Raw genomic sequence first — 24,966 nt, 5'->3', positions numbered from 1 at the left:
GCATGTGTTAAGCACGCCGCCAGCGTTCGTCCTGAGCCAGGATCAAACTCTCCGTATAAAGAATTTGAATTTGGCTCATATTATTTAATATAAGCTTTAAACTAATAATTACTTTTAAGTTTTAACACTCAAAGTATATTAACGTTGGCTTGCTGTTTAATTTTCAAGGTTCAACGCGCTTTCTTTTTTAAACAAAAAGGTTAGCGCCTTGCTCGGGGGTTGACCCCTTCGCACACAATCTCTTTTATAGAACAAATTGATATTTTGGCACTTGCCCATTGAGGGCGGCGCCTTATTTAATTTGTTCTCATTTCGAGATAATGTTTTTATATTTCCTGCCGCCTTTTTTCTCAGCGACATTTAATATCTTATCAACTCCGCCTCACTTTGTCAAGAACTTTTTAGAAAAACTTTGGAAAACTTAAAAGCCTTGAAGAGCTCAGAAATAAACTTGCTTTCTGTGCGACGTTTATTATCATATCAAGGCTTTTTTACTTTGTCAAGAGGTTTTAAAACTTTTTTTAATTATTCCTCCGCCAAGAACCAGATCACCAAGATAAAAAACAACTGACTGACCCGGTGTAACAGCTCTTTGTGCCTCTTCGAATTCAACCTTTAATTCATTTTTAGCTAATTTTTCAATATAAGCTTTAACCGGATAACTGTTATATCTAATCTGGGCTTCAACTTCCATGCGACCATCAATATTATCAAAAGGAATAAAATTAATGTCTTCTGCAATTAAGCCATCACTAAATACAGCTTTATCCTCTCCAACTATCACAGCATTGTTTTCATAATCCAGCTTTGTAACATAAATTGGGTAGCCCATAGAAATTCCCAAACCTCTTCGTTGACCTATTGTATAGTGAGATAAACCATTGTGAGTTCCAACCTGGTTATCCTCACTGTCTAAAATAGGACCTTCCTTAGAAATGTCAGGATAATTTGTGTCTAAAAACCTTACATAATCATCATCAGGCACAAAACAAATTTCCTGACTTTCAGCTTTATTATGAATTTCAAAACCAAGTTCTTTAGCTTTTGCTCTAATTTCGTCTTTTGTATATTCACTTAAAGGAAATAATGTCTGACTCAATTGTTTCTGATTTAAGACATATAACATATAGCTCTGATCTTTATTCTCATCTAGACCTTTTTTTAAGATATAACGTCCATCTTCTTTTTCGATTTTAGCATAATGTCCACTAGCAATATAATCACAACCGATTTCAATTGCTTTTTTATGCAGAGCTTCAAATTTAATTTCTTTATTACACATCACACAGGGATTTGGAGTTCTTCCCCGACTGTATTCATCAACAAAATAGTCGATTACTTTATCCTGAAACTCATCCTGCAGGTTAAAAACAAAATGAGGTATATTAAGTTTTTGCGCAACTCTTTTTGCATCCCTTACTGCAGAGTAAGAACAACAGTGATCTTCTCTGTCGGTTGCTTCTTCATAATCAGGGAAAATATGCATTGTTCCTCCTATAACTTCATAACCCTCTTCTTTTAAGAGAGCAGCAGCTACCGAACTATCTACACCACCACTCATTGCAATCATTACTTTTTTCATAACTTACACCCTTATAAATTTATTTATTCTTAATCAAATTAACTCGATCTACTTTAATGAATTTAATCTATTAATAATTTCTTTTAATTTATCAATTACAAAATCTATTTCTTCTCTGGTGTTACCCTTCCCCAGAGAAAATCTAATAGCTCCTTTTAGATACTCATCTTCTAAGTTTATTGCTTTTAAGACATGAGAAACACTTAACGAACCAGAAGCACAGGCTGAACCAGTTGCAGCTGCAATATTACTCAAACTTAAGTTAAATAATATTGACTCCGCATCCAGTTCTCTAAAAGACACATTTATATTGGCTGGTAATCTACTATCTGATTCAGGTCCATTAATTTTCAAATTATTAAAACTGTCTTGAAGTTGAATAATAAAATAATCACGCAAAGAAATTAATTTCTTTCTTTTTTTTTCCAAGTTTTTAACTGCAATTTCTGCTGCTTTTCCCATACCAACTGCAGCTGCTAAATTAGCTGTCCCAGCTCTTCTTTTTCTTTCCTGACTGCCTCCAGATATCTGAGGGATTAACTCTACACCCCTACGTACAAAAAGAGCCCCAATACCCTTCGGCCCGTTAAATTTATGTGCTGACAGAGAAAGTAAATCCACTCCTAAATCATCAATCTCTATTTTCAATTGCCCTGCCGCCTGAACAGCATCTGTGTGAAATAAAATGTCATTTTGACTGGCAACAGCAGCCAGTTCTTTAATCGGTTGAATTGTCCCAATCTCATTATTAGCAAGCATAATTGAAATCAAAATGGTATCTTCTCGTATTTCATTTTTCAATTCCTCAATATCAACCAGCCCATTTTGATCCACATTAAGATAACTAATATCAAAGCCCAGATGTTTTTCTAAATATTCACAGCTTTTCAAAACGGCGTGATGTTCAATTTTTGAAGTAATAATATGTTTACCTTTTTTAGAGAGGGCCATCGCCACCCCTTTAATTGCCAGGTTATCAGCTTCAGTTCCACCCGCAGTAAAAACAATCTCCTCTGCTTTCTGGGCACCAACAAGCTCTGCTACTAATTCTCTAGCGTCTTCCAGAGCTGCAGCAGCTTTCTGCCCACTAAGATGAGAACTAGCTGGGTTTGCAAAAGACTGATTATAAAAAGGCTCCATGGCTTTAATTACTTCTTTTAACATAGGAGTTGTTGCCGCATGATCGAAATAAATATCGTTCATTTTATCCAGCCTCTATTTTTTCTTTTTTAGCCAGCTGCTCTCTTTCTTTTTCTGCTACTGCTTTATCTCTTAAATCAGCCAGGGTCATATTTTCAATTACTTCATTAATTACATCAGCTAATTCTTCCCATAAGCCGTGAATTACACATTTATCAATATAATTACAAAAATCATCTTCTATTACACAATCAACAGGTGCAATTGGACCTTCTAAAGTCGTTAAGATATCAGCAACACTTATGTCTTCAGGTTCATGGTTAAGCATATATCCGCCATGAGCTCCTCTAACACTTTTTACTAATTTAGCCTTTCTTAATGTTGCAAATAATTGTTCCAAATACTGTTCTGAAATATTTTGTCTTTCAGAAATTTCACGAATGGGAATTGCTTTACCTTCCTCATTTTCTGCCAGATCGACCATTGCTCTAAGACCATATCTTCCTTTAGTTGATACTCTCATATTTTCACCTCGTATAAACTTGACTTCAATTATCAACTTTCAATTAATTTTAACATATGATTAAAATACTGTCAATACTGCTTTCCCAAATAGATCAAGATTATTTAAAAACACTTTTTATTATTTCAAAATCACAATCAGCAGCGGTCTTTTCCCTCAATATTTTTTTAAGATGATTCTTAATATCTGTTGAAATGACTGCTTTAACAGCTGCTCCAGTATTTGTATACTCAGTGTTTTTAATATCTGCTTTAAATGATTCTAATTGTCCAAGTACAGTACCAAGTTTTTCAAAAGAACTTTTAACCTCAATTAAGTAATACTCATTTAAAGTCTCTATACCTGCTTCTTTAATTGCCAGTCTAGCTGTATCACCATAAGCTCTAATTAAACCACCAATCCCTAGTTTAGTTCCCCCAAAATAACGAGTAACAATTATTACTGTGTTAATCAAGTTTTCTCCCTTGATAGCCTCCAATACTGGAGGACCAGAAGAACCAGAAGGCTCACCATCATCATCAAAAAATTCAATCGGATCCTGGTCTAATTCAGTATTTTCGACTCTAAAAGCTGAAACATTATGACTGGCATCTGGATATTTGTTTTTAATTTCTTTAATTCTGTTTTCAGCCTCTTTTCTATTTTCAACCGAGAATATGCTCCCATAAAATTTACTATCTTTAACCTGATTTCTGACCTCCATATTTTTAGAAGGTCCTTTTTTTAGTCTGGCCACTATTTATCATCCTCTGACTCAGTATTGTTTTTTAAATAATCTAAAAATTGGGCTGTCTTTTTTTCTCGACCCATTTTACCGGGTTCATAAAAAGAAAGATTCTGCATATCATCAGGTAGATAGTTTTGGTCAACATAATTTTTAGAATAATTGTGAGGATATTTATAATTAAGTCCATGTCCCAACTCAGAAGCACCTGCATAATGACTATCTTTAAGATGAGGAGGGACATCCCCCGCTCTATTATTTTCTACAAATTCTACAGCGCTATTAATTGCCTTAACAACTGAATTACTTTTGGGAGCAGTTGCTATATAAATTACTGCTTCAGCCAGTGGTATTTTTGCCTCTGGAAATCCAATCTGCTCCACTGCTCTAGCTGCGGATTCAGCTATTATTAGAGCAGTTGGATCTGCCATACCAACATCTTCTGCTGCATGTATTACTACCCTTCTAGCTATAAATTTGGGGTCCTCACCACTAACAATCATCCTTGCCAGCCAGTAAATTGCTGCATCAGGGTCCGAACCGCGCATACTTTTAATAAATGCTGAAATAATATCATAATGATTATCACCTGAGCGGTCATAATTAAGAATTTTTTTCTGCATTGATTCTTCTATTATTTCTTGATCAAGTTTAATTACACCATCTTTATCTGCTGGAGTTGTTAAAACTGCAAGTTCCAGTGTATTTAAAGCCACCCTGGCATCACCATCTGCAAGTTCGGCAATAAAATTAAGGTCCTTATCTGAAATATTAACTTTAAGTTTTCCCAGTCCTCTCTCCTGATCATTAAGGGCCTGATTTAAAATAGAAAAAACCTGTTTACTATTTAATTTTTCCAGCCTAAAAATTCTTGAACGCGATAGGAGAGGTGAATTAACTTCAAAATAAGGATTTTCAGTAGTTGCTCCAATCATAATAACAGTCCCATTTTCTACTGAAGGCAGCAATGCATCCTGTTGTGATTTATTAAATCGGTGAATTTCGTCAATAAAAAGAATGGTTTTTTTATTATATAAATTTCGATTAGATTTTGCCTTTTTAATAACTTCGCGAATATCTTTTACTCCAGAAGTTACTGCATTCAATTTTACAAAATCTGCTTCAGTCTGATTCGCTATTACCTGAGCCAGACTTGTTTTCCCTGTCCCTGGAGGACCATAAAAAATTAGAGACTGCAGTCGATCAGCTTTAATAGCTCTACTTAAAAGTTTATTTTCACCGACAATTTCCTGTTGACCATAGAATTCTTCCAGGTTACGAGGTCGCATTCTGTAAGCCAGTGGTCGATCATTATTCTTTTCTCTATTATTCTGATTCTCAAAAAGATTCACACTCTCACCTCTATTTTGTGGGTACAATTTCTTTTTCTGTAATTATTAAATCAACAGGAACATCATGGTCTTCAACTGGAATAGAATCAACAAGAAAGCGATTATAACAGAAACCTACTTTTATAGCATTATTTGCATGTTTGCTTAAAAAACTGTCGTAATAACCTCCACCATACCCAATCCTGTAACCTTCTGCTGTAAAACAGGCTCCTGGAACTATTATCAGATCTAGGTCCTTTGGTATCTCCTGCCCTCTTATTCTTGCTACAGGTTCCTGAACACCATAAACACCCTCTTTTAGATCTAAATCAAGATTGTTTACCTGAGCTATTCCTAAATCAATCTTATCTTTTCGGGTATAAGGAAGATATACTAAATAACCACGATCCAACAGTTCTTCCATTAAATCAAAAGTTTCAATTTCTTTGCGCATCGAAGCATAAGCCATAATTTTCTTTGCATTTTCTAATTGCGGCAGCTGCAAAAATCTGTTTTTTATTTTTTTACTCCAGCTGATTATTTTAGTTTGCGAAATTTGAGATCTCTCATTTAAATATTTTTTTCTTAATTTTTCTTTTTCCAGCATCAAATTCACCTCAATTAATTATTAAATTCTAATTCTATAATAGCAGAAAATCGATATTTCCGCAAAAATATGAAGATCCAACAGTACTGAAAAATAATTAGATAAATAATTGCAGATATAAAAAAAGCTAACCCTTAAAGGTTAGCTAAAAGTCCATCCGCCGTGCCGGTTGATTTGGAATTTTGATCCCTGTCTGCCAAGTGGGTGCCCTCCTACCTGGTTTATAGGTCCATTAAAGGCTTCTACGCCGCAGGTAGAGCTCAGGCTCCCTATGTCTAAGTGTTGGTCAAAATGTTTAATCATTATCGAACACGGCAGATGGTATTTACTTTTCTATTAATAATATTAACATATCTTCTTTAAATCTGCAAGCAAAAAATCCCTATAATGCCACTAAGAACGGATAGAAATTCCAAGTTCCTGCAGTTGTTTTTTGTCAACTTCAGAAGGCGCATTTGTTAAAGGTGAAGTTGCTTTCTGAGTTTTAGGAAAAGCAATCACATCTCTAATCGAATCAGTTCGACCAATTATCATCATTAAACGGTCAAGACCAAAAGCAATTCCTCCGTGAGGAGGTGTACCATAATCAAAAGCCTCCAACATATATCCAAATTTTTCCTGTTGTTCTTTTTCACTTATAGATAGAGCAGAAAATACTTTTTCCTGAAGTTGATGGTTATTAATTCTAATACTTCCTCCACCAAGTTCTTCCCCATTTAATACAAGATCATAAGCTTTTGACTTTACAGAAGCAGGATCAGTATCCAGTTTTTCTATATCCTCTTCCAGTGGAGCAGTAAAAGGATGATGGATTGCAGTCAGTCTGTTTTCTGCCTCATCATATTCAAATAATGGAAAATCAACAATCCAGGCAAACTTATATACTTCATCAGGAATCAAATTATTTTCTTTGGCAATTTTAAGCCGCAGATTGCCCAAAGCTGCAGCTACAACTGAAGGCTTATCCGCTACAATTAATAATAAGTCACCTTTTTCTGCTTCCATTGTTTTTTTAATACCCTCTATTTCAGTTTCAGAAAGGAATTTAGCAATTGGAGACTTCATTTGATCTTCTCTTAAAGCCATCCAGGCTAAACCCTTAGCTTTAAACATCTTTACATAATCTTCAAAGGCATCAATTGTACTTCTTGGAGAATCAGCTCCCCCTTTAAAATTAATCCCCTTTACCTGACCGCCATTACTTACAGTTCCACTGAAGATATTAAACTCACTATCTTTAACCACATCAGATAGATCCTTAAGCTCCATTCCAAAACGCAGATCAGGCTTATCTGTACCAAAGCGGTCCATTGCTTCTTGATAGGACATTCGTTTTATTTTTTCTGGAACTTCAATATTACCTACAGCAAATAACTCTTTCATTAGACCCTCAGTAATTTCCATAACCTCTTCCTGGTTAACAAAAGACATTTCCATATCAATCTGAGTAAACTCAGGCTGTCGGTTGGCCCTTAAATCTTCATCTCTAAAACAGCGTGCTATTTGAAAATATCTTTCCATTCCAGAAACCATCAATAACTGTTTAAAAATTTGTGGTGACTGAGGTAAAGCAAAAAATTGACCGGGATTTACTCTACTCGGAACCAGATAATCCCTGGCTCCCTCAGGAGAACTCTTGGTTAAAATTGGAGTTTCAATTTCCCAGAATCCGTTTTGATCAAGATAATCTCTGGTAGTCTTAGTAATATCATGTCTTAAACCCATCAACTTAGTCATTTTGGGTCTTCTTAAATCTAAATATCTATATTTTAATCTTACATCTTCTCCCGTATCAATATTATCTTCAATCTGAATTGGAGGTGTTTTGGCTACATCTAAAACCCTTAATTCTTCAGCCTTTATTTCAATTTCACCAGTTGGCAGATCAGAATTAACATTCCCCTCTGGTCTGGGCTCAACTTCACCTGTAATTGCGACAACATATTCAGACCTGAGTGTATCAGCTTTTTCAAACAATTCCTCACCTGAATCAGGATTAAAAACTACCTGTACAATTCCGGAGCGATCTCTAATATCTGTAAATATTACACCACCATGATCTCTTCTTTTTTGTACCCAACCCATAATTGTAACTTTATTCGCATTATCTTTTTTACTAACTTCTCCACAAAGGTGGGTTCTTTTTAAATCTTTTATTGTTTCCCCCATCTTAAATTTCCTCCTTATCTACTAGCTGCTTCATTTCCTTTAATAAATTGCTTAATTGAATTTCTTTTTCATCTCCGCTTTTCATATTTCTAATTGTAGCAGAGTTTTTATTTAATTCGTCTTCTCCAATGATTATTGTATACTCAGCATTCATCCGATCAGCTGATTTCATCTGTGAACCAACACTTCTACCTAGATAATCAATTTCAGTTCTGAAACCATTATTTCGCAGCTGATCCAGAAGTTTAAAAGATTCTTTTTTAGCCTGTTCCCCAATTACAGTTATGTAAAGATCTACGCCTGATTCAACAGGTAATTCAATCTCCTTAGCTTCTAGAGAAAGAAGTAATCTTTCTATTCCAAGTGCAAAACCAATTCCCGGCAGATCTCTATTTCCAATTTCTTCAGCCAGTCCGTTGTAACGGCCTCCACCAAAAACTGTATCCTGAGCTCCCAGAGCATTGTCTTTTATTTCAAAAGCTGTATTAGTATAATAATCCAGGCCTCTCACAAGTAGTGGATTAATAATATATTCTAAGTCAAGAATATCAAGATATTCCTGAACATCATCAAAATGATCAGAACAGCTATCACAGAGATTATCCGTGATTTTAGGGGCATGTTCAATTACATTCTGACAGCCTTCATTTTTGCAGTCCAGTACTCGCAGTGGATTTCTCTCAATTCTATTTTTGCAGTTATCACATAACTGCTCTTTGTTCTCATTTAAATAAGTTTTTAATTTTTCTACATAAGTTGGGCGACATTCTCCACAACCAACACTATTTAAGTGTAGTTCCAGATTACTAAGACCAAAATCCTGCAGTAATCGCATTCCCAGAGATATAATTTCAGCATCAAGAGCAGGATCATTGGAAGCAATTGCTTCGACTCCTAACTGATGAAACTGTCTAAATCTCCCGGATTGAGGTCTTTCATACCTAAACATGGGACCAATATAATAATATTTAGTTGGTTGAGCCTGACCATAAATTTTATTTTCCAAAAAAGATCTGATTACTGAAGCAGTTCCTTCAGGTCTAAGAGTTATGCTTCTGCCACCCTTATCTTCAAAAGTATACATTTCTTTTTCAACAATATCAGTTACCTCACCAATTCCCCGCTGAAAAAGCTCTGTATATTCAAAAATAGGAGTTCTAATTTCCTGATAGTTATAATTTGAAAAAATCTCATGTGTTTTCTTTTCAATATACTGCCACTTTAAAGTATCCGGTGGTAGTATATCATTAGTTCCTCTTGGAGCATTAAACTTCATTTTTTTCACCTACTGTTTATTCATTTATTTTTAGAAAATCTATCAGCTCAACCCATAATGAGATTGAAACTGATAGATTTAATGATTTACTTAAGTTGTTTAAAAAGGTCTTTAATTGGCATTTTCAGTTTCAACTGGAGTTTCAACCTTAATGTCTTTTTTTAATTGATCTGCTTCTTTCTGGATATCTTCACTAGATTGCTGATCTGTCTCTGCAGCTGATTGAGACTGCATACTTTCACTAATACGCTGCACTTCTTCCATCGCGGACTGCGCCTTTTCTTCAGCCCCCAGGCGACTGTACATCATAAACAACTGATAATAAGTCATAAAATCATCTTCTGCACCTGCAGCAATCTTATCTAACTGAGCTATAGCTTCTTCCTTATTTTCCTGATCAGCCAGGAATTGAGCATAATTGAATCTCAAATCATTATTTTCGGGAAAAGCCTCTACAGCATTATTATAAACTTCTTTTGCTTTTTCTAAATTTTTCTGTCCTTCATATGCCTGAGCTAAATAACTGTAAAAAATCGGATCAGTATCTTCCTTCTCAACAAAGGCTGAGAATTCTTCCACTGCCAGATTATAATTTTCGTTTTCTAGAGCATGATAGGCGCTCAGCACAGGATCATTAATTGTTATATCAGCATTTGCTTTTAATTCTGCCAACCAACTATTTAAAGCTTCATTTCTTTTCTGGGTTCTTATTTCCTGTTTCAGTTTATCTTTAACTTCTGAAAGTGCTGGTCTTTCGTCTTTAGCAGCTTTTGTTTCAGAATCTGATTCCTTACCTGAAGCCGCTTCAGAATTAGAAGTATCTTCAGAATTTTTAGGTTGAGGATACCTCTGCTGATAAAGTTCTTCTATTTCTTTTTCACTTACTTCTATTTCTCCAATCCCCTGATCAATTGTCTGAGTTATTGTTTTGCTATCCTGAATACTTGTCTTAATATCTTCTCTTAAATCACCAATTGTATAACCCTGTTTTGAAAGAGCATCTGCTAATTCTTGATCTGTCATATCATTTTGTTCTAAAATCTTATTATAATTTTCGTCAATTTCTGCTTCTGAAACATCAACCTTAACATCAAGCACTTCCGCCTGAGCCATGAGCAGCTTTCTTTCAATTAAAGCATCCAGAACATTATATCTAAATGGTATAATCTGGGTACTGCTTAGATTGGATTGTGGTGCCTGCTGCTGTAACAGTGAAAAATATTCCTGCTGAGAAATTTCCATACCATTAACTTCAGCAATTACAGAGGAAGCAGTTTGATTAGGAGCCTGCCTGCCTCCACTCTGATTATTTAAATAGGCACCATAGCCCATAAATCCACCAGAGATCACAAAAGCAATTACAACTATATAAACAATAATTCTACTATTATCGCGTAAAGTATCAAACAAAACCTTACACTCCCCTCTCTTAAATATTTATTTTTAAAAATAAAAATTATGCCTAAAAATTGTTTTAATTCTTTTTAATTTTAACCTATTAAATTTTAGATGTCAAACCTCAGCTAATTGCTGGCCAGACACTATTTTTAAAACTACCCAAATTACCGCTGGGTCCATGACCGGGATAAAATATACAGCTGGCTGGTAGCTGAAACAGCTTTTTTTCTACTGAATTTTTTAATTCTTTAAAATCACTGTCCTCTAAGTCGGTTCTACCAATACCATTTGCAAAAATACAGTCCCCAGAAAATAGTATATTTTCTTCCGGAATATAAATAGAAATCCCATCTTCGCTGTGTCCAGGAGTGCTAATAATCTTTAAAGTCAGTGACTCAAATTTAAGTGACTCACCATCATCAATTGATCTATCTATTGCGGGCGCTGTAACTTTATGGCTTAAAAAGAGAGCGGAAAGGTTTAATTTTGGATCAGTAAATTTTAAATTAGCTTTTGGATGAGCCAATACCTCCGCACCAGTTTTTTCTTTTAGAAACTCATTGGCAGCTATATGATCAAAGTGACCATGAGTATTAATTATATATTTCAGCTCTAGATTATTATTCTTAAGATAATCAAATAATCTTTCACCTTCAGCCCCGGGATCAATTATAACTGCCTGCCCAGCCTGAGAAACAATATAAGATTTTACCATAAGTTCACCAACAGTAAATTCTTTTAAATCCATATTAGCCTCCATTTATATATCAAAATTTCTTTTTACTGTCCACCAGAATTGTGACGGGACCGTCATTAATTAAACTAACATCCATCATTGCCTGAAACTCTCCCGTTTCAATTTTCAAACTCGACTCTTTTGCTTTCTTAACAAAATAATCATATAGTTTTTCAGCTTCAGCTGGAGCTGCAGCTTCAAAAAAACTGGGCCTTCGCCCCTGTCGGCAGTCACCAAAAAGTGTGAACTGAGAAACCAGCATTATATCTTTATTCAAATCAACAGCAGATAAATTAAGCTTTTGATCTTCATCTTCAAAAATTCTTAAATTAATTATTTTTTCCAGAAGATAATCAGCATCCTGATGTTCATCTTCCTTTCCAATCCCTAAAAACACCAGTAAACCGGAGCTGATTTCTCCGGTTATTTCTGAATCCACTTCTACTTTAGCACTTTTGACTCGCTGAACAACTGCTCTCATCTAATCCACTCCTATTAAGCAGGTTTGGCTCGACTTACATTTAGAACCCCTGATATTGATTCAATTTTTTTCATAATATCGTACATATGCTCTGTAGAACTTAACTCCAGAGATAGATTTATTACTGCTCTATTATGTTCACTTGTTCTGGCCATAACAGACAGCAGATTAATTTTTTCTTCTTTTATGATATGAGTTATATCATTAAGCAAAGCACTCTTATTTACAGCATCTATCCGTAGATCAACCTGATAGGATTCCGTCCGCCCCCTATCCCAGCTAACTTCTATTATTCGCTCTGGTTCACTTTCTTCAAGATTTTTTAAATTTTTACAATCTTTCCTGTGAACGGAAACGCCACGCCCCCGAGTGATATAACCTACTATATCATCACCAGGAACAGGATTACAGCATTTTGCCATCCGGACAAGCATTTCTTCCATACCTTTAACTGATACACCTTTATCAACTGAGGTAGTCTTTTTTTGAGAAGAACTATGTTTTTTTTCAAGATCTTTTTCTTCCTCATAATCACTAAATTTACTAACTACCTGTTTGGGACTAATATTACTATATCCAAGTTCTTCTAATAAGTCATCAACATCTTTCCGTCCCAGTTCTTTTGTAATTTCTTTTAATTCCTTTTCTTTATCTTTTTCGCTTAATTCAATATTATATTTCTCCAGGTGATCATCCAGGATTCGATGGCCTTTTTCAATAATTTCATCTCGTCTCTGCTTTTTAAACCAGTGTTTAATTTTACTTCGCGCCTTTGAGGTTTTAACAAATTTTAACCAGTCACGTGAGGGGCCATTACTCTTTTTGGAGGTTAATATTTCAACAATATCACTATTTTTCAATTTATATTCCAGAGGTACAATTTTACCATTTACCTTTGCCCCAACACAGCGATGACCAACTTCAGTATGAATATGATAGGCAAAATCTACCGGTGTCCCCCCTTTAGGTAAGGAAACAACATCTCCTTCAGGTGTAAAAACAAAAACCTCATCTTCAAATAAATCAATTTTCAAAGTTTCCATAAATTCCTGTGGTTCCTGAAGATCTTTCTGCCATTCGAGAAGACGTCTTAACCAGGATAGTTTTTCTTCAAATTTTTCATCGCCAACCTTACCCTCTTTATATCTCCAGTGAGCAGCAATACCATATTCGGCCGTTTTATGCATCTCATAAGTTCTAATCTGAACTTCAAGAGGATCACCATTAGGCGCTATTACTGTTGTATGAAGAGACTGATACATGTTGGATTTAGGCATTGCAATATAATCTTTAAATCTACCTGGCATAGGTTTCCAAATTTCGTGAATAATCCCAAGAACTTCATAACATTCCTTAACATTCTCTACCAGCACTCGAACTGCTGTTAGATCATAAATTTCATCAAACTCAACTTCTTTGCGCTTCATTTTATTATAAATACTATAAAGGTGTTTGGGTCTTCCATAAATTTCGGCATCTATACCATGTTCTTTTAAAGTTGATTTTAATTTATCAATAGCCTGTTGAATATCCTTTTCCCGCTGTTTACGGTTAGCCTGAACCTTATGAGAGACTTCATAATACATATCAGGCTTTAAATATCTAAAAGATAAATCCTCTAACTCCCACTTAATCTTTGACATTCCCAGACGGTGGGCAAGAGGAGCATAAATTTCTAATGTTTCTCTGGATTTTTCTTTTCGCTTTTCCTTTTTGAGATAATTTAATGTTCTCATATTATGAAGTCTATCAGCAAGTTTAATCAGTACGACTCGAATATCTTCGGCCATAGCTACAAACATTTTCCGCAGACTTTCAGCCTGCTGATCCTCTTTAGTTTTAAACTGCATTCTTGTTAGTTTTGTGACTCCATCTACAATATGAGCTACCTCAGATCCAAACTCTCTTTCAATTTCATCACTACTAATGCCAGTATCCTCAACCACATCATGTAATAATGAAGCTACAATTGAAACAATATCAAGCTCTAAATCAGCAAGGATAATAGCTACTCCTAATGGGTGCTCAACAAAAGGTTCTCCAGAAACACGATACTGTTCCTGATGAGCTCTTTCGGCATATCCATAAGCTTTTTTTACCATATCCAAATCCGGATCATCCATATAAGATTTTATTTTATCTAATAAGGTATCTAATTCCATCTATATTTATACTCCTTTAATTACCCGGGAATTTATAACAAATTATTCAATTAATAATGATTTAACTTCATAATCTTTTAAGACTTCTCTTCCAGTCAGAGCATCAAGTTCTAGTAAAAATGCGCAGCCAACTACTTCTCCACCAAGTTCTTCAATCATTTCTGTAGCAGCAAGTGTAGTACCCCCGGTAGCAAGTAAGTCATCCACAATTAAAATTTTATCTCCTTCAGATACTGCATCTCTATGTATTTCAATTTCATTTTTACCATACTCTAATTCATAAGATTTTTTTAGAACATCATAAGGAAGTTTACCTGGTTTTCTAATAGGAATAAAACCTCGATCAAGTTCTATAGCAAGTGGTGTTCCTACCAGAAACCCTCGTGCTTCAATCCCTACCACATAATCAATATCATAATCTCTAAACATATCTGCCATTTTAACTATGGCTTCTTTAAGTGCTTCCCTATCTCTCAAAAGTGGAGTAATATCTTTAAATAAAATCCCCTCTTTGGGAAAATCAGGAATATTTCTTATTTTGTCACTAAGATTCATTTTTATCCTCCTTAAAATTAGATACATTTGCAATCAGGTCAAACAGATTTTCTTTAAAAATTAAATTTTTAAATGTCATAAAATTTTCCATTCGCCTGGATAATTTATTATATCGTACTGAGCCTTTAAAGTCCAATTGATTTTGATTATTAAGAGCTAATTCTTTCCTGTTTAGATCTTTAATTATTTGCTGATTAAATTTAATATCTCTTTCTGAAAACAGAAAAATTATTTTCTCCTTTGGAGTTAAAGATCTTTTCTGATATATATCCAGAATATTATTAAAGTGACTCAGAGAAAATGGCAGTGAATAAAATATCAAATGAGAATAATCTGATTCCAGGTCTCTCTCCTTACTAAAAAAACAATGAGCTGGATGATTATTTTTAAAATAATTTTTTTCCTTTTTATGGCTGACATAAACCGCCGCTTTTTTAATCACTTTTTTAGCCAGTAAATTCTCTAATTTCTCATTTTTATTTTTCATATTTCTAAAATCATAAAATTGATAATCATTTTTTTCAAAAATAAGAGCAGTTGAAATATCATTTACAGACCGATAATCATTAACCTTAAGCTGCAGGTTTTCCTGACCCCGCCAGTAATTAATTTCAGCCTGACCAATTAGATCGAAATTAGAAGCAGCAATTTTATCAGCCTGATCACCAAGATTAAAGGCTACAGCCTGAATACCGCCATTTAAATAAATTTTTAAATGCTTATTTTCTTTGCCCATCTGGTAACAACCCCTGCTTTCTAAATTTTGAAATAAAAATTTAGGAGCTGGATTAGCAATCCCATAAGGACGAAATTTTTCTAAATTCTTAACAAAATCTCTGTTGAGTTCTGAAATTTTTAAATTAAGATCTATTTTTTCTCGCCTCAAAAAATCTTCTTCAGTGAGATTCTGCTTTAAATACCGTCTAAAAAGTTCTTTGAATTTAGAAAACATAGCTGGCTTAATACTAAGACCAGCAGCTGCTTTATGTCCACCAAAAGTTAACAGCTCAGAACTACAAAATTTAAGAGCCTGATAAATATTAAGAGCGGAAATACTTCGGGCCGAACCCTTAGCAACATTAGAATTTTGATCAATAGCAAATAAAATTACAGGCAAATTATACTTTTCCAGCAATCTGGAAGCAACAATACCAATAATTCCAGAGTGCCAGTCTGAGTCAGCAAGAATTATTGCCTTTTCTTTTTCCAATTCAAGATCTTTTATTTTTTTTTCAGCTGATTGATAAATTATTTCTTCTTCCTGCTGCCTCTTCTTATTTATTTTGATTAATTTTTTAGCAATATCCTTTAACACATTTTCGTCCTCAACTATCAATAATTTTAAAGCTTCTTCAGCATCATGAATTCTGCCGGCAGCATTTAAAGGTGGAGCAATTATATAACCAATTTGTCCGGCAGTAATCCTATTTTTGTCAAGTTTTAGTTCTTCAATTAAAACTTTTAAACCCAAGACTCTGTCTTTGCTGATCAATTCCAGCCCATTTTTGACTAAAATTCTATTTTCATCCTTGAGGGGAGCTATGTCTGCAACTGTTCCCAGAGCAACTATTGGCAGCAGTTCCTGATACATTTTTTTTACCACATTAGGCCTTAATGCCTGTATTAATTTAAAAGCTGTACCAACTCCTGCTATTTCATTAGCAAAATAATTGTTCTGCTGAACAAGATGATGATTAATTACCGCCTCTGCCAGCGGAAGTTGATCTGATGGAGTATGGTGATCAGTAATAATCAAGTCAATTCCTTTTTCTTTTAAATACTCAGCTTCTTTAAAAGCTGTTATGCCACAGTCAACAGTTATAATCAAATCAATATTTTCTGCAATAATCTTTTTTAAGGCAGAAAGATTTAACCCATAACCATCTTCAATTCTGTCAGGTAAAAAATAATTAACCTCCAGATTATAAGCTTTTTTGAAAAATCTGTATAAAACTGCTGTAGAAGTAATTCCATCAACATCATAATCTCCAAAAACTAAAATTTTTTGTTTTTCTTTTACAGCTTGCTCAATTCTTTTAACTGCCTTGTCCATCCCCGGCAGTTGAAACGGGTCACTTAAATATTTTAGATCAGCATTTAAATATATTTCTTTTTCCTTTTTTGTCTTTATTCCCCGCTCAGCAAGTAAGCTTTCCATAAAATTTGATCGATTATCCTGTCTGTAAGAAAGTATTTTCCATAATTTATTCATCAATTATCACCATAAAATCTATTATTTAATATTTACCTGAACGAAAAATTGAAATAACAAGAAGCAAACCCAGTATTCCTGCAAATGAATATCCAATAAACCCAAGCAGAGGTATATTAAAAATTCGAGGTTCCATATCTGTCTGGATCAGTAAAGTTGAACCAATAATCAGAGATGCAATAATCATACTCATCGATATTCTATTTGAAATAATATCAAGTCTGGAAATAAGATTTTCAAGGTTGGTATGTCTGAAATTTATGGTAAAATCATCTTTTACCAGTTTTTCTAAAACAGATTTTAATTGATTATTTAATTCATATTTTTTTCGGCCAAATTTCCAAATTTCTGAACCAACTCTTGCTGCAATTCTATTTAGCTGCATTCTATCATCAAGTATATCTGAAATAAAACTGCGCCCTACTTCAACCACATTAAAATCAGGATCCAGGTCCTGACCAACTCCTTCACTTACCGCAATTGCTCTAAATAAAAGAAAGAAATCCTGAGGCATTCTTATTTGATGTTCATAAATAAAATATTGCAAATCTTCAAAAACTGCCTTAATCTCAATATTGGCTAAATCACTGCCATAATATCTATCCAGAATTTTTTCCATATCAAGTTGAAACCTTCTGCGATTAAAATTATCAGGTTTACTACCCAGAATTAAAATTACATCCATTAAAACATTAATCTTTTTATTTATCAGCGCATAAAATAGCAGTGCCATCAAATCTCTATCTTCTTCTGTAATCCTACCAACCATACCAAAATCAACATAGGCAATAGTTTTTTCGTCAGTAATAAAAATATTTCCGGGATGAGGATCAGCATGAAAAAAACCATTTATTAATACCTGCCTCATCAAAGCTTTAGCTCCCAGCTCTGCAATAAATTTGTTATGGGGATGACTTTGATCCACCTCTCTCAGTTTAATACCCTTAATTTCTTCCATGATTAGAAGGTTAACTGTCGAAAGCTCAGAATATACTTCAGGAGCAGTAATATATGGATTATCAGCAAAATCACTGCGAAAACGGATTATATTAGCCATTTCTCCTTTGAAATTCAATTCGTCTTTTATAGTTCGTTTAAATTCCTGAATGATTTCCACAGGTCTAATAACAGAATTAAATAAGTTTCTTTCTTCAGCCTGTCGAGCAAGATTCTCCATAATTTCTATGTCTACACTAATTTTCCTATCAATTCCAGGTCTTTTAACTTTCATGATTGCTTCTTCATTATTTTTTAAAACAATTTTGTGAGTTTGCGCAATCGAAGCAGCCCCAACAGCCTCTTTTTCTATTTTTATTATTTCCTGTTCAAATTTATCACCCAGTTCATTTTTTAAAAATTCTTCTATTAGTTCAAAATCCTCAGGTGGGACTTTATCCTGCAGTTTCCTCATTTCAGTTATAAAAACAGGAGGGAAAACATCAGCTCTGGTGCTCAAAAGCTGTCCTAATTTTATATAAGCAGGACCCAACTCCTGCAGAACCTCTCTAATTTTAACAGCCAGCATTTTACCTGTTGGCCTTTCTGCAGTGCTAATTCTTTTTCTGAAAGGTAAATATTTGTTTAAGTCAAGCTGAGAAATAATAAAACCAAGCCCATTTTTAACAAGAATCTGTGCAATTTCACTATAACGCTGAAAATGCCGGTAATGTTTGGGTAAGTTCATATCCATTTTATCACAGCCTTTTTTAAAGATAGAAACCCCTCCAAAACTAAAGGAGGGGTTATGCTCTAAAGGATTTTCTAATTATTATTTGCTGATTCTTTCCTGCCAGGTCACTAAAAGAGGACTGGCTATAAAGATAGAAGAATACGTACCAGCAAACATTCCAATAAAGAGAGCTAACATAAATGTCTGAATTGAAGCTCCTCCAAAGAAATAAATTGCAAGGATTGTAATCAGAGTAGTTATAGATGTGTTAATTGATCTCGGTAAAGTGTCAACTACAGCTGTATTAGCCTGTTTTATAAACGGAACTTTGTGCATCAGCTTCATGTTTTCTCTAATTCGATCAAAGATTACTATGGTGTCATTAATCGAATAACCAACAATAGTGAGCAGTGCTGCTACAAAAGGTGTATTAACCTCTCTGCCAAGAATTGCAAAAACTCCAATTGTAATTAAAACATCATGCATTAGAGTAATAATTGAAATAGCAGCAAATCTAAATTCAAATCTGAAACTGATATAAATAACAATAGCGATTGAAGCTACCAGCATAGCGAGTAAAGCATTTATTCTTAATTCTCTACCTATTGTAGGTCCAACCATCTCAGTTCTCAGCATTTCAGCAGAATCAAACTCAGATTTTATAGCATTATCCACTGTAACAATCTCTTCAGAATCTAAAGTTTTAGCTCTAATAATTATACCATTAGTACCTGATTCTTCAGAATGTTGAATTTTACTATCTTCTGCAATTCCAATATCCTGCAGAACAGCCCTTACTTGTTCCGTTGTAACATCATGATCAAAACTAAACTCCATTAATGTACCACCATTAAAATCTATACCTAAATTGAGTCCATTGATTAATAAAAACAATAATCCGATTCCAATTATAACCAGCGAGATAGTATACCATATTTTTCTTTTACCTAAAATATCCACTTTATTACCCCTTTCTGACCCCGAAAGATTTATTTTCACGTAATAATTTACTGCCTGCAAAAATGTCAATTACATTTCTGGTAACAAAGAAGGCAGTAAACATACTGACAATAATACCTATACCAAGTGTTACAGCGAAACCTCTAACTGTACCACTAGTAAAATAGGCCAGAATAAGAGCAGTCATAATTGTAGTAACATTTGCATCAATAATGGTTGTATAGGCTCTTTTGAAACCAGCATCGATAGCTGCTCTAAGTGTTTTACCTGACTTAAGCTCATCTTTTATTCGTTCAAAGATAATAATATTCGCATCAACCGCCATACCAATAGAAAGAATTAAACCAGCTATACCAGGCAAAGTCAGTGTTGCCTGTAATCCAGCCATTGTTCCCATTAATATTAAACCATAAATTGCCAGAATTACTGCGGCCAGAATCCCAGGGAATCGATAATAAAATACCATATAAATAGCAACTAATAATAATCCTAACAAACCAGCTCTTATACTTTTCTGAATAGATATCTGGCCAAGAGTAGGTCCTACTGTTCTTGTTTCAATTACTTCAACCGGAACAGGAAGAGCACCCTCTCTAATAAGTATCGCATCTTTTTCTGCAGCCTGAGCTGATTCATAACCTGTAATTTGTCCTTTTCCTTCTATTACAGCCTGAACAGTAGGGTTAGTTAGCTGTTCATTATCAAGATATATTCCAATCTTTTTACCCATATATTTTCTAGTTATGTCTGCAAATTGCTCAGATCCACTATCTGTTAATGTAAAAGCAATTACAGCTCTACCATACTGATCATAATCAGCCCTGGCATCTTTTACAGCTTCTCCAGTCATTAAAACTTCACCACTGGAATTCCTAAAAGTTAGCATTGCTGTTCTACCAATTGTATTAATAGCCTCATTCGGACTATCTACCGCTGGTAACTCAACAATAATTCTATCACTACCCTCTCTTTGAATAAGAGGTTCGCTTAACCCTAATTGATTTACTCGTCGTTCAATAACACTTAAAATCCCTGTCATTACTGAATCATTTATTTCTCTTTCTTCTGTGGGCTGAGCCTGCAATACAATATGGGCTCCCCCCTGTAAGTCAAGTCCTAAATTAATGCCATGCTGAAAATATAAAAATGCAGCAAAGGCTATTATAGCTAAAATAATAATTAATTTAATTCGTCTTTTTTGTTTATACCTCATTAAATAAATGTCCTCCTAACAATAAGCAATTAATTTTCAAATGATAAATTATAATTCTGATGATTAATAATTCTCATTTCAGTCAGCGGCCAGTAAACCCAGAAGGCCCTTCCTGATATAGCATCATAATCAACAAATCCTACAATACTTTTGAATCTGCTGTCAGCACTGTGATTCCTGTTGTCTCCCATAACAAAAACACTTTCTTCAGGGACTTCATATGGCCCAAAATCACCGATCATTTTTTCTGGAAGATAATTTTCTTCTAGTGCCTCTCCATTAACATAAGTCACACCGTCTTTAATATATACTGTATCACCAGGCTTGCCAATGACTCTCTTTATATACTTTTGATCTGGTGCGCTCCGAGGAGTAAAAACTATAATATCTCCTCTCTCAGGTGGATGAAATCTGTAAATAAACTTATTTACAAAAAGTCTTTCCCCATCATGAAGTGTATTAGACATTGACCTTCCATCAACTACAAATGACTGGGCTACAAATGTAATTATAAAAAAGGCCAGAATACCTGCTATTACTAAAGATTGCAAAAACTCCTTTACTGCATTTTTCACATCATTTCCCCCAGTTCCTCACTAAATAAATTATTCTTTATCTTTTTTGCTGTCTTCAGAATCATCAACATTTTTGCTGTTGCTTTTCTCTTCTACACGAGAAATTGCATTTTTGACAAAGTCAATATCAACATTCGAAGACACTCTAACTCGAACATTACTGTCTTTGAGTTTGATAATCTTACCTTTAATACCGCCAATAGTAACTATTTTATCACCGATACTAAGATTATCCAGCATGTTCTGATGTTCTTTTTTCTGTTTTTGTTGAGGTCTGATTAAAAAGAACCAAAAAATACCAAAAATTAAGACCCATGGTAAAATTGCATATAAATATTCCATTAACTATCCTCTCCTAATTAATTTTTTTCTCTCATAACTAATTCAACAATAATTATAATATTCCTGCTAAAAGCAAAATATTATTTTAAAAAGAATTAAAATATTTTATTTTAATTCATATTTATCATAAAACTCCTCTCTGAAATCAATAAACCTGTCATCCTTAATAGCCTGCCTGATTTCTTCAGAAAACTTCAGCATAAAATAGAGATTATGGTAGGTTGTTAATCTAACCCCAAGTATTTCATTTCGCTTAAGTAAATGTCTTACATAGCCACGACTATAATTCTGGCAAACATGACAGTCACATTCAGAATCAAGAGGAGAAAAATCTTCTTTATAAGTTGCATTCCTAATTGTTTTTCTTCCTTGATGGGTAAATATCTGACCATGTCGAGCAATCCTGGTTGGCATCACACAATCAAACATATCAATACCATGATAAATACCTTCTATTAAATCTTCGGGAGTTCCTACTCCCATTAAATAACGCGGTTTATCTTCCGGCATCAATGGTGTTGTATAATCAAGCATTTTATACATTTCTTCTTTTGGCTCTCCAACACTCAAACCACCAATGGAATAACCAGGGAAATCAAATTTTGTTGTCTCTTCGACACTCTGTTTCCTTAGTTCTGGATAAACTCCTCCCTGAATGATTCCAAAAAGTGCCTGGCCCCTGGCGGTTTCCATTTCTTTTTTACATCTTTCTGCCCAGCGAAGGGTCCTATTTAATGATTTTTCTACATATTCCTTTTCAGCTGGATAAGGAGGACACTCGTCAAAAGCCATTACAATATCAGAACCTAAGTTTTTTTGAATCTGCATTGATTTTTCTGGTGATATAAAGTGTTTCGATCCATCAAGATGTGATTGAAAATAAACACCTTCTTCTTCTATTTCTCGCAAATTTGCAAGTGAAAAAACCTGAAAACCACCACTATCTGTCAAAATTGGACGATCCCAATTCATAAACTTATGCAGCCCACCAGCTTTAGCAATTAAATCATCACCTGGTCTCAAATATAAATGATATGTGTTTCCAAGTATGATCTGTGAACCAATTTCTTTTAATTCTCTGGATGACATTGCCTTAACAGTCGCCTGGGTACCAACGGGCATAAAGATAGGTGTTTCAATTTTGCCGTGATCTGTAGTTATCTCACCCAGTCGAGCCTGTGAATTCTTATTTTTCTTAAATAATTTAAAATCAAACAAACTAATCTTCCTTCCTGTTTAAAATCAGCATCGCATCTCCCAGACTAAAAAATCTAAATTCATTTTCTACAGCCTGCTCATAGGCTTCTAAAACAAATTCTTTACCTGCCAGAGCCGAAACCAGCATCAATAAAGTAGACTTAGGAAGATGGAAATTCGTAATTAAAGAGTCAATAACTTTAAATTCATAGCCCGGATAAATAAAAATATCAGTCCATCCTTTATATTCACTCAGTTCACCATCCTGAGCTGCGGATTCCAGTGTCCTGGTTACTGTTGTTCCAACAGCTACAACTTTATTACCCCTGGCTTTAACTTCTTTAATTTTTTTAGCAGTCTCAGCAGAAATCTCTGCGTACTCCTCATGCATCTCATGGTCTTCAATATCTTCACTTTTGACCGGTCTAAATGTACCCAAACCAACATGCAGAGTTATATAGTCTAGTATTACACCGTATTCCTGCAATTCTTCTAATAAACGATCGGTAAAATGAAGTCCGGCTGTTGGAGCTGCTGCTGATCCTTTTTTTTCACTGTATACTGTCTGATAGCGCTCGGGATCATCTAATTTTTCATTAATATATGGAGGCAAAGGCATTTCACCCAGCTGATTTAAAATCTCTTCAAAATTATATTCCTGCTGATCCCAGCTAAATTCTACTATTCTGCCGCCAAAATCAGTATATTCTACAACTTCAGCCTCTAAAATATCTTCAAAATTAATCTTAACACCTTTTTTAGCTCTGCGGCCGGGTCTAACTAAAACCTCCCAGCGTCCCTCTGCTAATTCATTTAATAATAATAGTTCAATTTCTGTTCCTGTTGGAATTTTCTCTCCATATAACCTGGCTGGAATAACTCGACTATTATTCATAATGATCATATCACCAGGTTCTAAGTAATCTTTTAAATTTTTAAAAATATCCTCTTTAATCCTGTCCTGTTCTGGATTTAAAATCATTAACCTTGATTCATCCCGCTCAGGAAGAGGTGTTTGAGCAATCAACTCTTCTGGAAGATGATAATCAAATTCTTCTACTTTCATCTAAAATTACCTCCAAAATCATTTAACTTTAATGTAGATCAATCAATATTCTGCTCAATATTAAGATGCTGATAGGCCTTAGTAGTGGCAATTCGTCCTCTTGGAGTACGCTCTAAAAACCCTAACTGAAGCAGATAAGGCTCGTACACATCTTCAATAGTTTCTGTTTCTTCACTGATTGCAGCCGCAAGTGTATTTAAACCAACTGGACCGCCTCTAAACTTAAGTATAATGGTTTCCAATAACTTATGATCAATTCGATCCAGTCCCAGTTCATCAATTTCCAGCAACTTTAAAGCAGCATCCACAACATCTCTATTAATTATACCATCTGCTTTAACTTCTGCAAAATCTCTTACTCTTTTTAAGAGCCGATTAGCTATTCTGGGAGTTCCTCTTGAACGTCTTGCTATTTCAAGAGCTCCATGATCTACAATTTCTACATCAAGAATAGCTGCTGATCTGCTAACGATTTCCTGAAGCTCAGTTTGTTCATAAAATTCCAGTCTGTTAATAACTCCAAATCTGTCGCGCAGGGGAGAACTCAATCTACCAGCTTTAGTTGTAGCTCCTACCAAAGTAAAAGGAGCCAGATCCAGTCTGACCGAGCGAGCACTGGGTCCTTTTCCAATAATTATATCCAGACAGTAGTCTTCCATTGCCGGATATAAAACTTCCTCTACCATTTTATTTAAGCGGTGAATTTCATCTATAAAAAGCACATCACTCGGCTGCAGATTAGTCAAAATCGATGCCAGATCTCCCGGTCTTTCAATAGCCGGACCGGAAGTCTGATGAATATTTACATTTAACTCATTTGCAATTATATTAGCCAGGGTAGTTTTACCAAGTCCAGGTGGTCCATAAAGCATAACATGATCAAGTGCTTCTTTTCTATCTCTGGCTGCCTGAATAAATATCTTTAGTTTTTCTTTCGATTTATTCTGACCAATATATTCTTCCAGACTGAGAGGCCTTAACCCTTTATCTATAGAATTATCATCTTTTTTCTTTTTGGGAGAAACAACTCTTCTTTCATTTTCCATTA

General features: G+C 34.5%; 22 protein-coding genes and 1 other RNA gene. All 23 read right to left on the bottom strand.

What is annotated here, in order from left to right:
- Positions 1-499: 499 nt before the first annotated feature.
- Entirely contained in the window at positions 500-1,582 is a 1,083-nt protein-coding gene (mnmA, locus tag DFR80_RS12065) for a tRNA 2-thiouridine(34) synthase MnmA (protein ID WP_076544613.1), read from the bottom strand.
- A gap of 48 nt (positions 1,583-1,630) precedes the next feature.
- The gene (locus tag DFR80_RS12060; RefSeq protein ID WP_076544612.1) at positions 1,631-2,785 is read right to left on the bottom strand and encodes a cysteine desulfurase family protein; all 1,155 of its coding nucleotides are present in this window, start codon (positions 2,783-2,785) and stop codon (positions 1,631-1,633) included.
- 1 nt (position 2,786) lies between these two features.
- The gene (locus DFR80_RS12055; protein WP_076544611.1) at positions 2,787-3,245 is read right to left on the bottom strand and encodes an Rrf2 family transcriptional regulator; all 459 of its coding nucleotides are present in this window, start codon (positions 3,243-3,245) and stop codon (positions 2,787-2,789) included.
- Between the two features lie 100 nt (positions 3,246-3,345).
- Positions 3,346-3,981, bottom strand: a complete 636-nt coding sequence (locus tag DFR80_RS12050; protein ID WP_076544610.1) for a YigZ family protein — start codon at positions 3,979-3,981, stop codon at positions 3,346-3,348.
- Positions 3,981-5,321, bottom strand: coding sequence for a replication-associated recombination protein A (locus DFR80_RS12045; protein ID WP_076544609.1), 1,341 nt, complete (start codon positions 5,319-5,321; stop codon positions 3,981-3,983). Before DFR80_RS12045 ends, DFR80_RS12050 begins: the two co-directional genes overlap by 1 nt.
- A gap of 10 nt (positions 5,322-5,331) precedes the next feature.
- Entirely contained in the window at positions 5,332-5,907 is a 576-nt protein-coding gene (locus DFR80_RS12040) for a 5-formyltetrahydrofolate cyclo-ligase (RefSeq protein ID WP_076544608.1), read from the bottom strand.
- A gap of 150 nt (positions 5,908-6,057) precedes the next feature.
- Positions 6,058-6,231: non-coding RNA, 6S RNA (gene ssrS / locus DFR80_RS12035), on the bottom strand.
- Between the two features lie 69 nt (positions 6,232-6,300).
- Positions 6,301-8,076: an aspartate--tRNA ligase gene (aspS, locus tag DFR80_RS12030; RefSeq protein WP_076544607.1), complete on the bottom strand. Its 1,776-nt coding sequence runs from the start codon at positions 8,074-8,076 to the stop codon at positions 6,301-6,303.
- A 1-nt stretch (position 8,077) separates the two neighbouring features.
- A complete protein-coding gene (gene hisS, locus DFR80_RS12025; protein WP_114490115.1) occupies positions 8,078-9,352 on the bottom strand; it encodes a histidine--tRNA ligase in 1,275 nt (424 codons plus the stop codon).
- Between the two features lie 111 nt (positions 9,353-9,463).
- Positions 9,464-10,762, bottom strand: a complete 1,299-nt coding sequence (locus DFR80_RS12020) for a SurA N-terminal domain-containing protein (protein WP_114490114.1) — start codon at positions 10,760-10,762, stop codon at positions 9,464-9,466.
- A 109-nt stretch (positions 10,763-10,871) separates the two neighbouring features.
- Complete coding sequence (locus tag DFR80_RS12015) at positions 10,872-11,498, bottom strand: MBL fold metallo-hydrolase (RefSeq protein WP_076544604.1); 627 nt, start codon at positions 11,496-11,498, stop codon at positions 10,872-10,874.
- Positions 11,499-11,517: 19 nt separating this feature from the next.
- A complete protein-coding gene (gene dtd, locus DFR80_RS12010) occupies positions 11,518-11,967 on the bottom strand; it encodes a D-aminoacyl-tRNA deacylase (protein ID WP_076544603.1) in 450 nt (149 codons plus the stop codon).
- 14 nt (positions 11,968-11,981) lie between these two features.
- Complete coding sequence (locus tag DFR80_RS12005; protein WP_114490113.1) at positions 11,982-14,129, bottom strand: bifunctional (p)ppGpp synthetase/guanosine-3',5'-bis(diphosphate) 3'-pyrophosphohydrolase; 2,148 nt, start codon at positions 14,127-14,129, stop codon at positions 11,982-11,984.
- Between the two features lie 42 nt (positions 14,130-14,171).
- Positions 14,172-14,684, bottom strand: coding sequence for an adenine phosphoribosyltransferase (locus tag DFR80_RS12000; protein WP_114490112.1), 513 nt, complete (start codon positions 14,682-14,684; stop codon positions 14,172-14,174).
- Positions 14,674-16,896, bottom strand: a complete 2,223-nt coding sequence (recJ, locus tag DFR80_RS11995) for a single-stranded-DNA-specific exonuclease RecJ (RefSeq protein WP_114490111.1) — start codon at positions 16,894-16,896, stop codon at positions 14,674-14,676. The genes DFR80_RS12000 and recJ overlap by 11 nt, the downstream gene beginning before the upstream one ends.
- Positions 16,897-16,921: 25 nt before the next feature.
- Positions 16,922-18,586, bottom strand: a complete 1,665-nt coding sequence (locus tag DFR80_RS11990) for an AarF/ABC1/UbiB kinase family protein (RefSeq protein WP_114490110.1) — start codon at positions 18,584-18,586, stop codon at positions 16,922-16,924.
- 78 nt (positions 18,587-18,664) lie between these two features.
- Positions 18,665-19,525 (bottom strand): protein translocase subunit SecF, encoded by an 861-nt coding sequence (gene secF / locus DFR80_RS11985; RefSeq protein ID WP_076544598.1) that lies wholly within the window; start codon positions 19,523-19,525, stop codon positions 18,665-18,667.
- A gap of 4 nt (positions 19,526-19,529) precedes the next feature.
- Positions 19,530-20,738, bottom strand: coding sequence for a protein translocase subunit SecD (gene secD / locus DFR80_RS11980; RefSeq protein ID WP_076544597.1), 1,209 nt, complete (start codon positions 20,736-20,738; stop codon positions 19,530-19,532).
- Between the two features lie 29 nt (positions 20,739-20,767).
- Positions 20,768-21,313 (bottom strand): signal peptidase I, encoded by a 546-nt coding sequence (lepB, locus tag DFR80_RS11975; RefSeq protein ID WP_076544596.1) that lies wholly within the window; start codon positions 21,311-21,313, stop codon positions 20,768-20,770.
- A 30-nt stretch (positions 21,314-21,343) separates the two neighbouring features.
- Positions 21,344-21,655, bottom strand: coding sequence for a preprotein translocase subunit YajC (gene yajC / locus DFR80_RS11970; RefSeq protein ID WP_076544595.1), 312 nt, complete (start codon positions 21,653-21,655; stop codon positions 21,344-21,346).
- A 105-nt stretch (positions 21,656-21,760) separates the two neighbouring features.
- Entirely contained in the window at positions 21,761-22,873 is a 1,113-nt protein-coding gene (gene tgt / locus DFR80_RS11965) for a tRNA guanosine(34) transglycosylase Tgt (RefSeq protein WP_076544594.1), read from the bottom strand.
- Position 22,874: 1 nt separating this feature from the next.
- Positions 22,875-23,918 carry a tRNA preQ1(34) S-adenosylmethionine ribosyltransferase-isomerase QueA gene (queA, locus tag DFR80_RS11960; protein ID WP_114490109.1) on the bottom strand — a complete coding sequence of 348 codons (1,044 nt, stop codon included), beginning with the start codon at positions 23,916-23,918 and terminating at the stop codon, positions 22,875-22,877.
- Positions 23,919-23,956: 38 nt separating this feature from the next.
- Positions 23,957-24,964 (bottom strand): Holliday junction branch migration DNA helicase RuvB, encoded by a 1,008-nt coding sequence (ruvB, locus tag DFR80_RS11955; protein ID WP_076544592.1) that lies wholly within the window; start codon positions 24,962-24,964, stop codon positions 23,957-23,959.
- Positions 24,965-24,966 lie beyond the last annotated feature (2 nt).

It is taken from the genome of Halanaerobium sp. ST460_2HS_T2, from assembly GCF_003337665.1.
Taxonomy (GTDB): Bacteria; Bacillota; Halanaerobiia; order Halanaerobiales; family Halanaerobiaceae; genus Halanaerobium; species Halanaerobium kushneri.
This window is presented reverse-complemented; position numbering and strand designations above follow the sequence as displayed.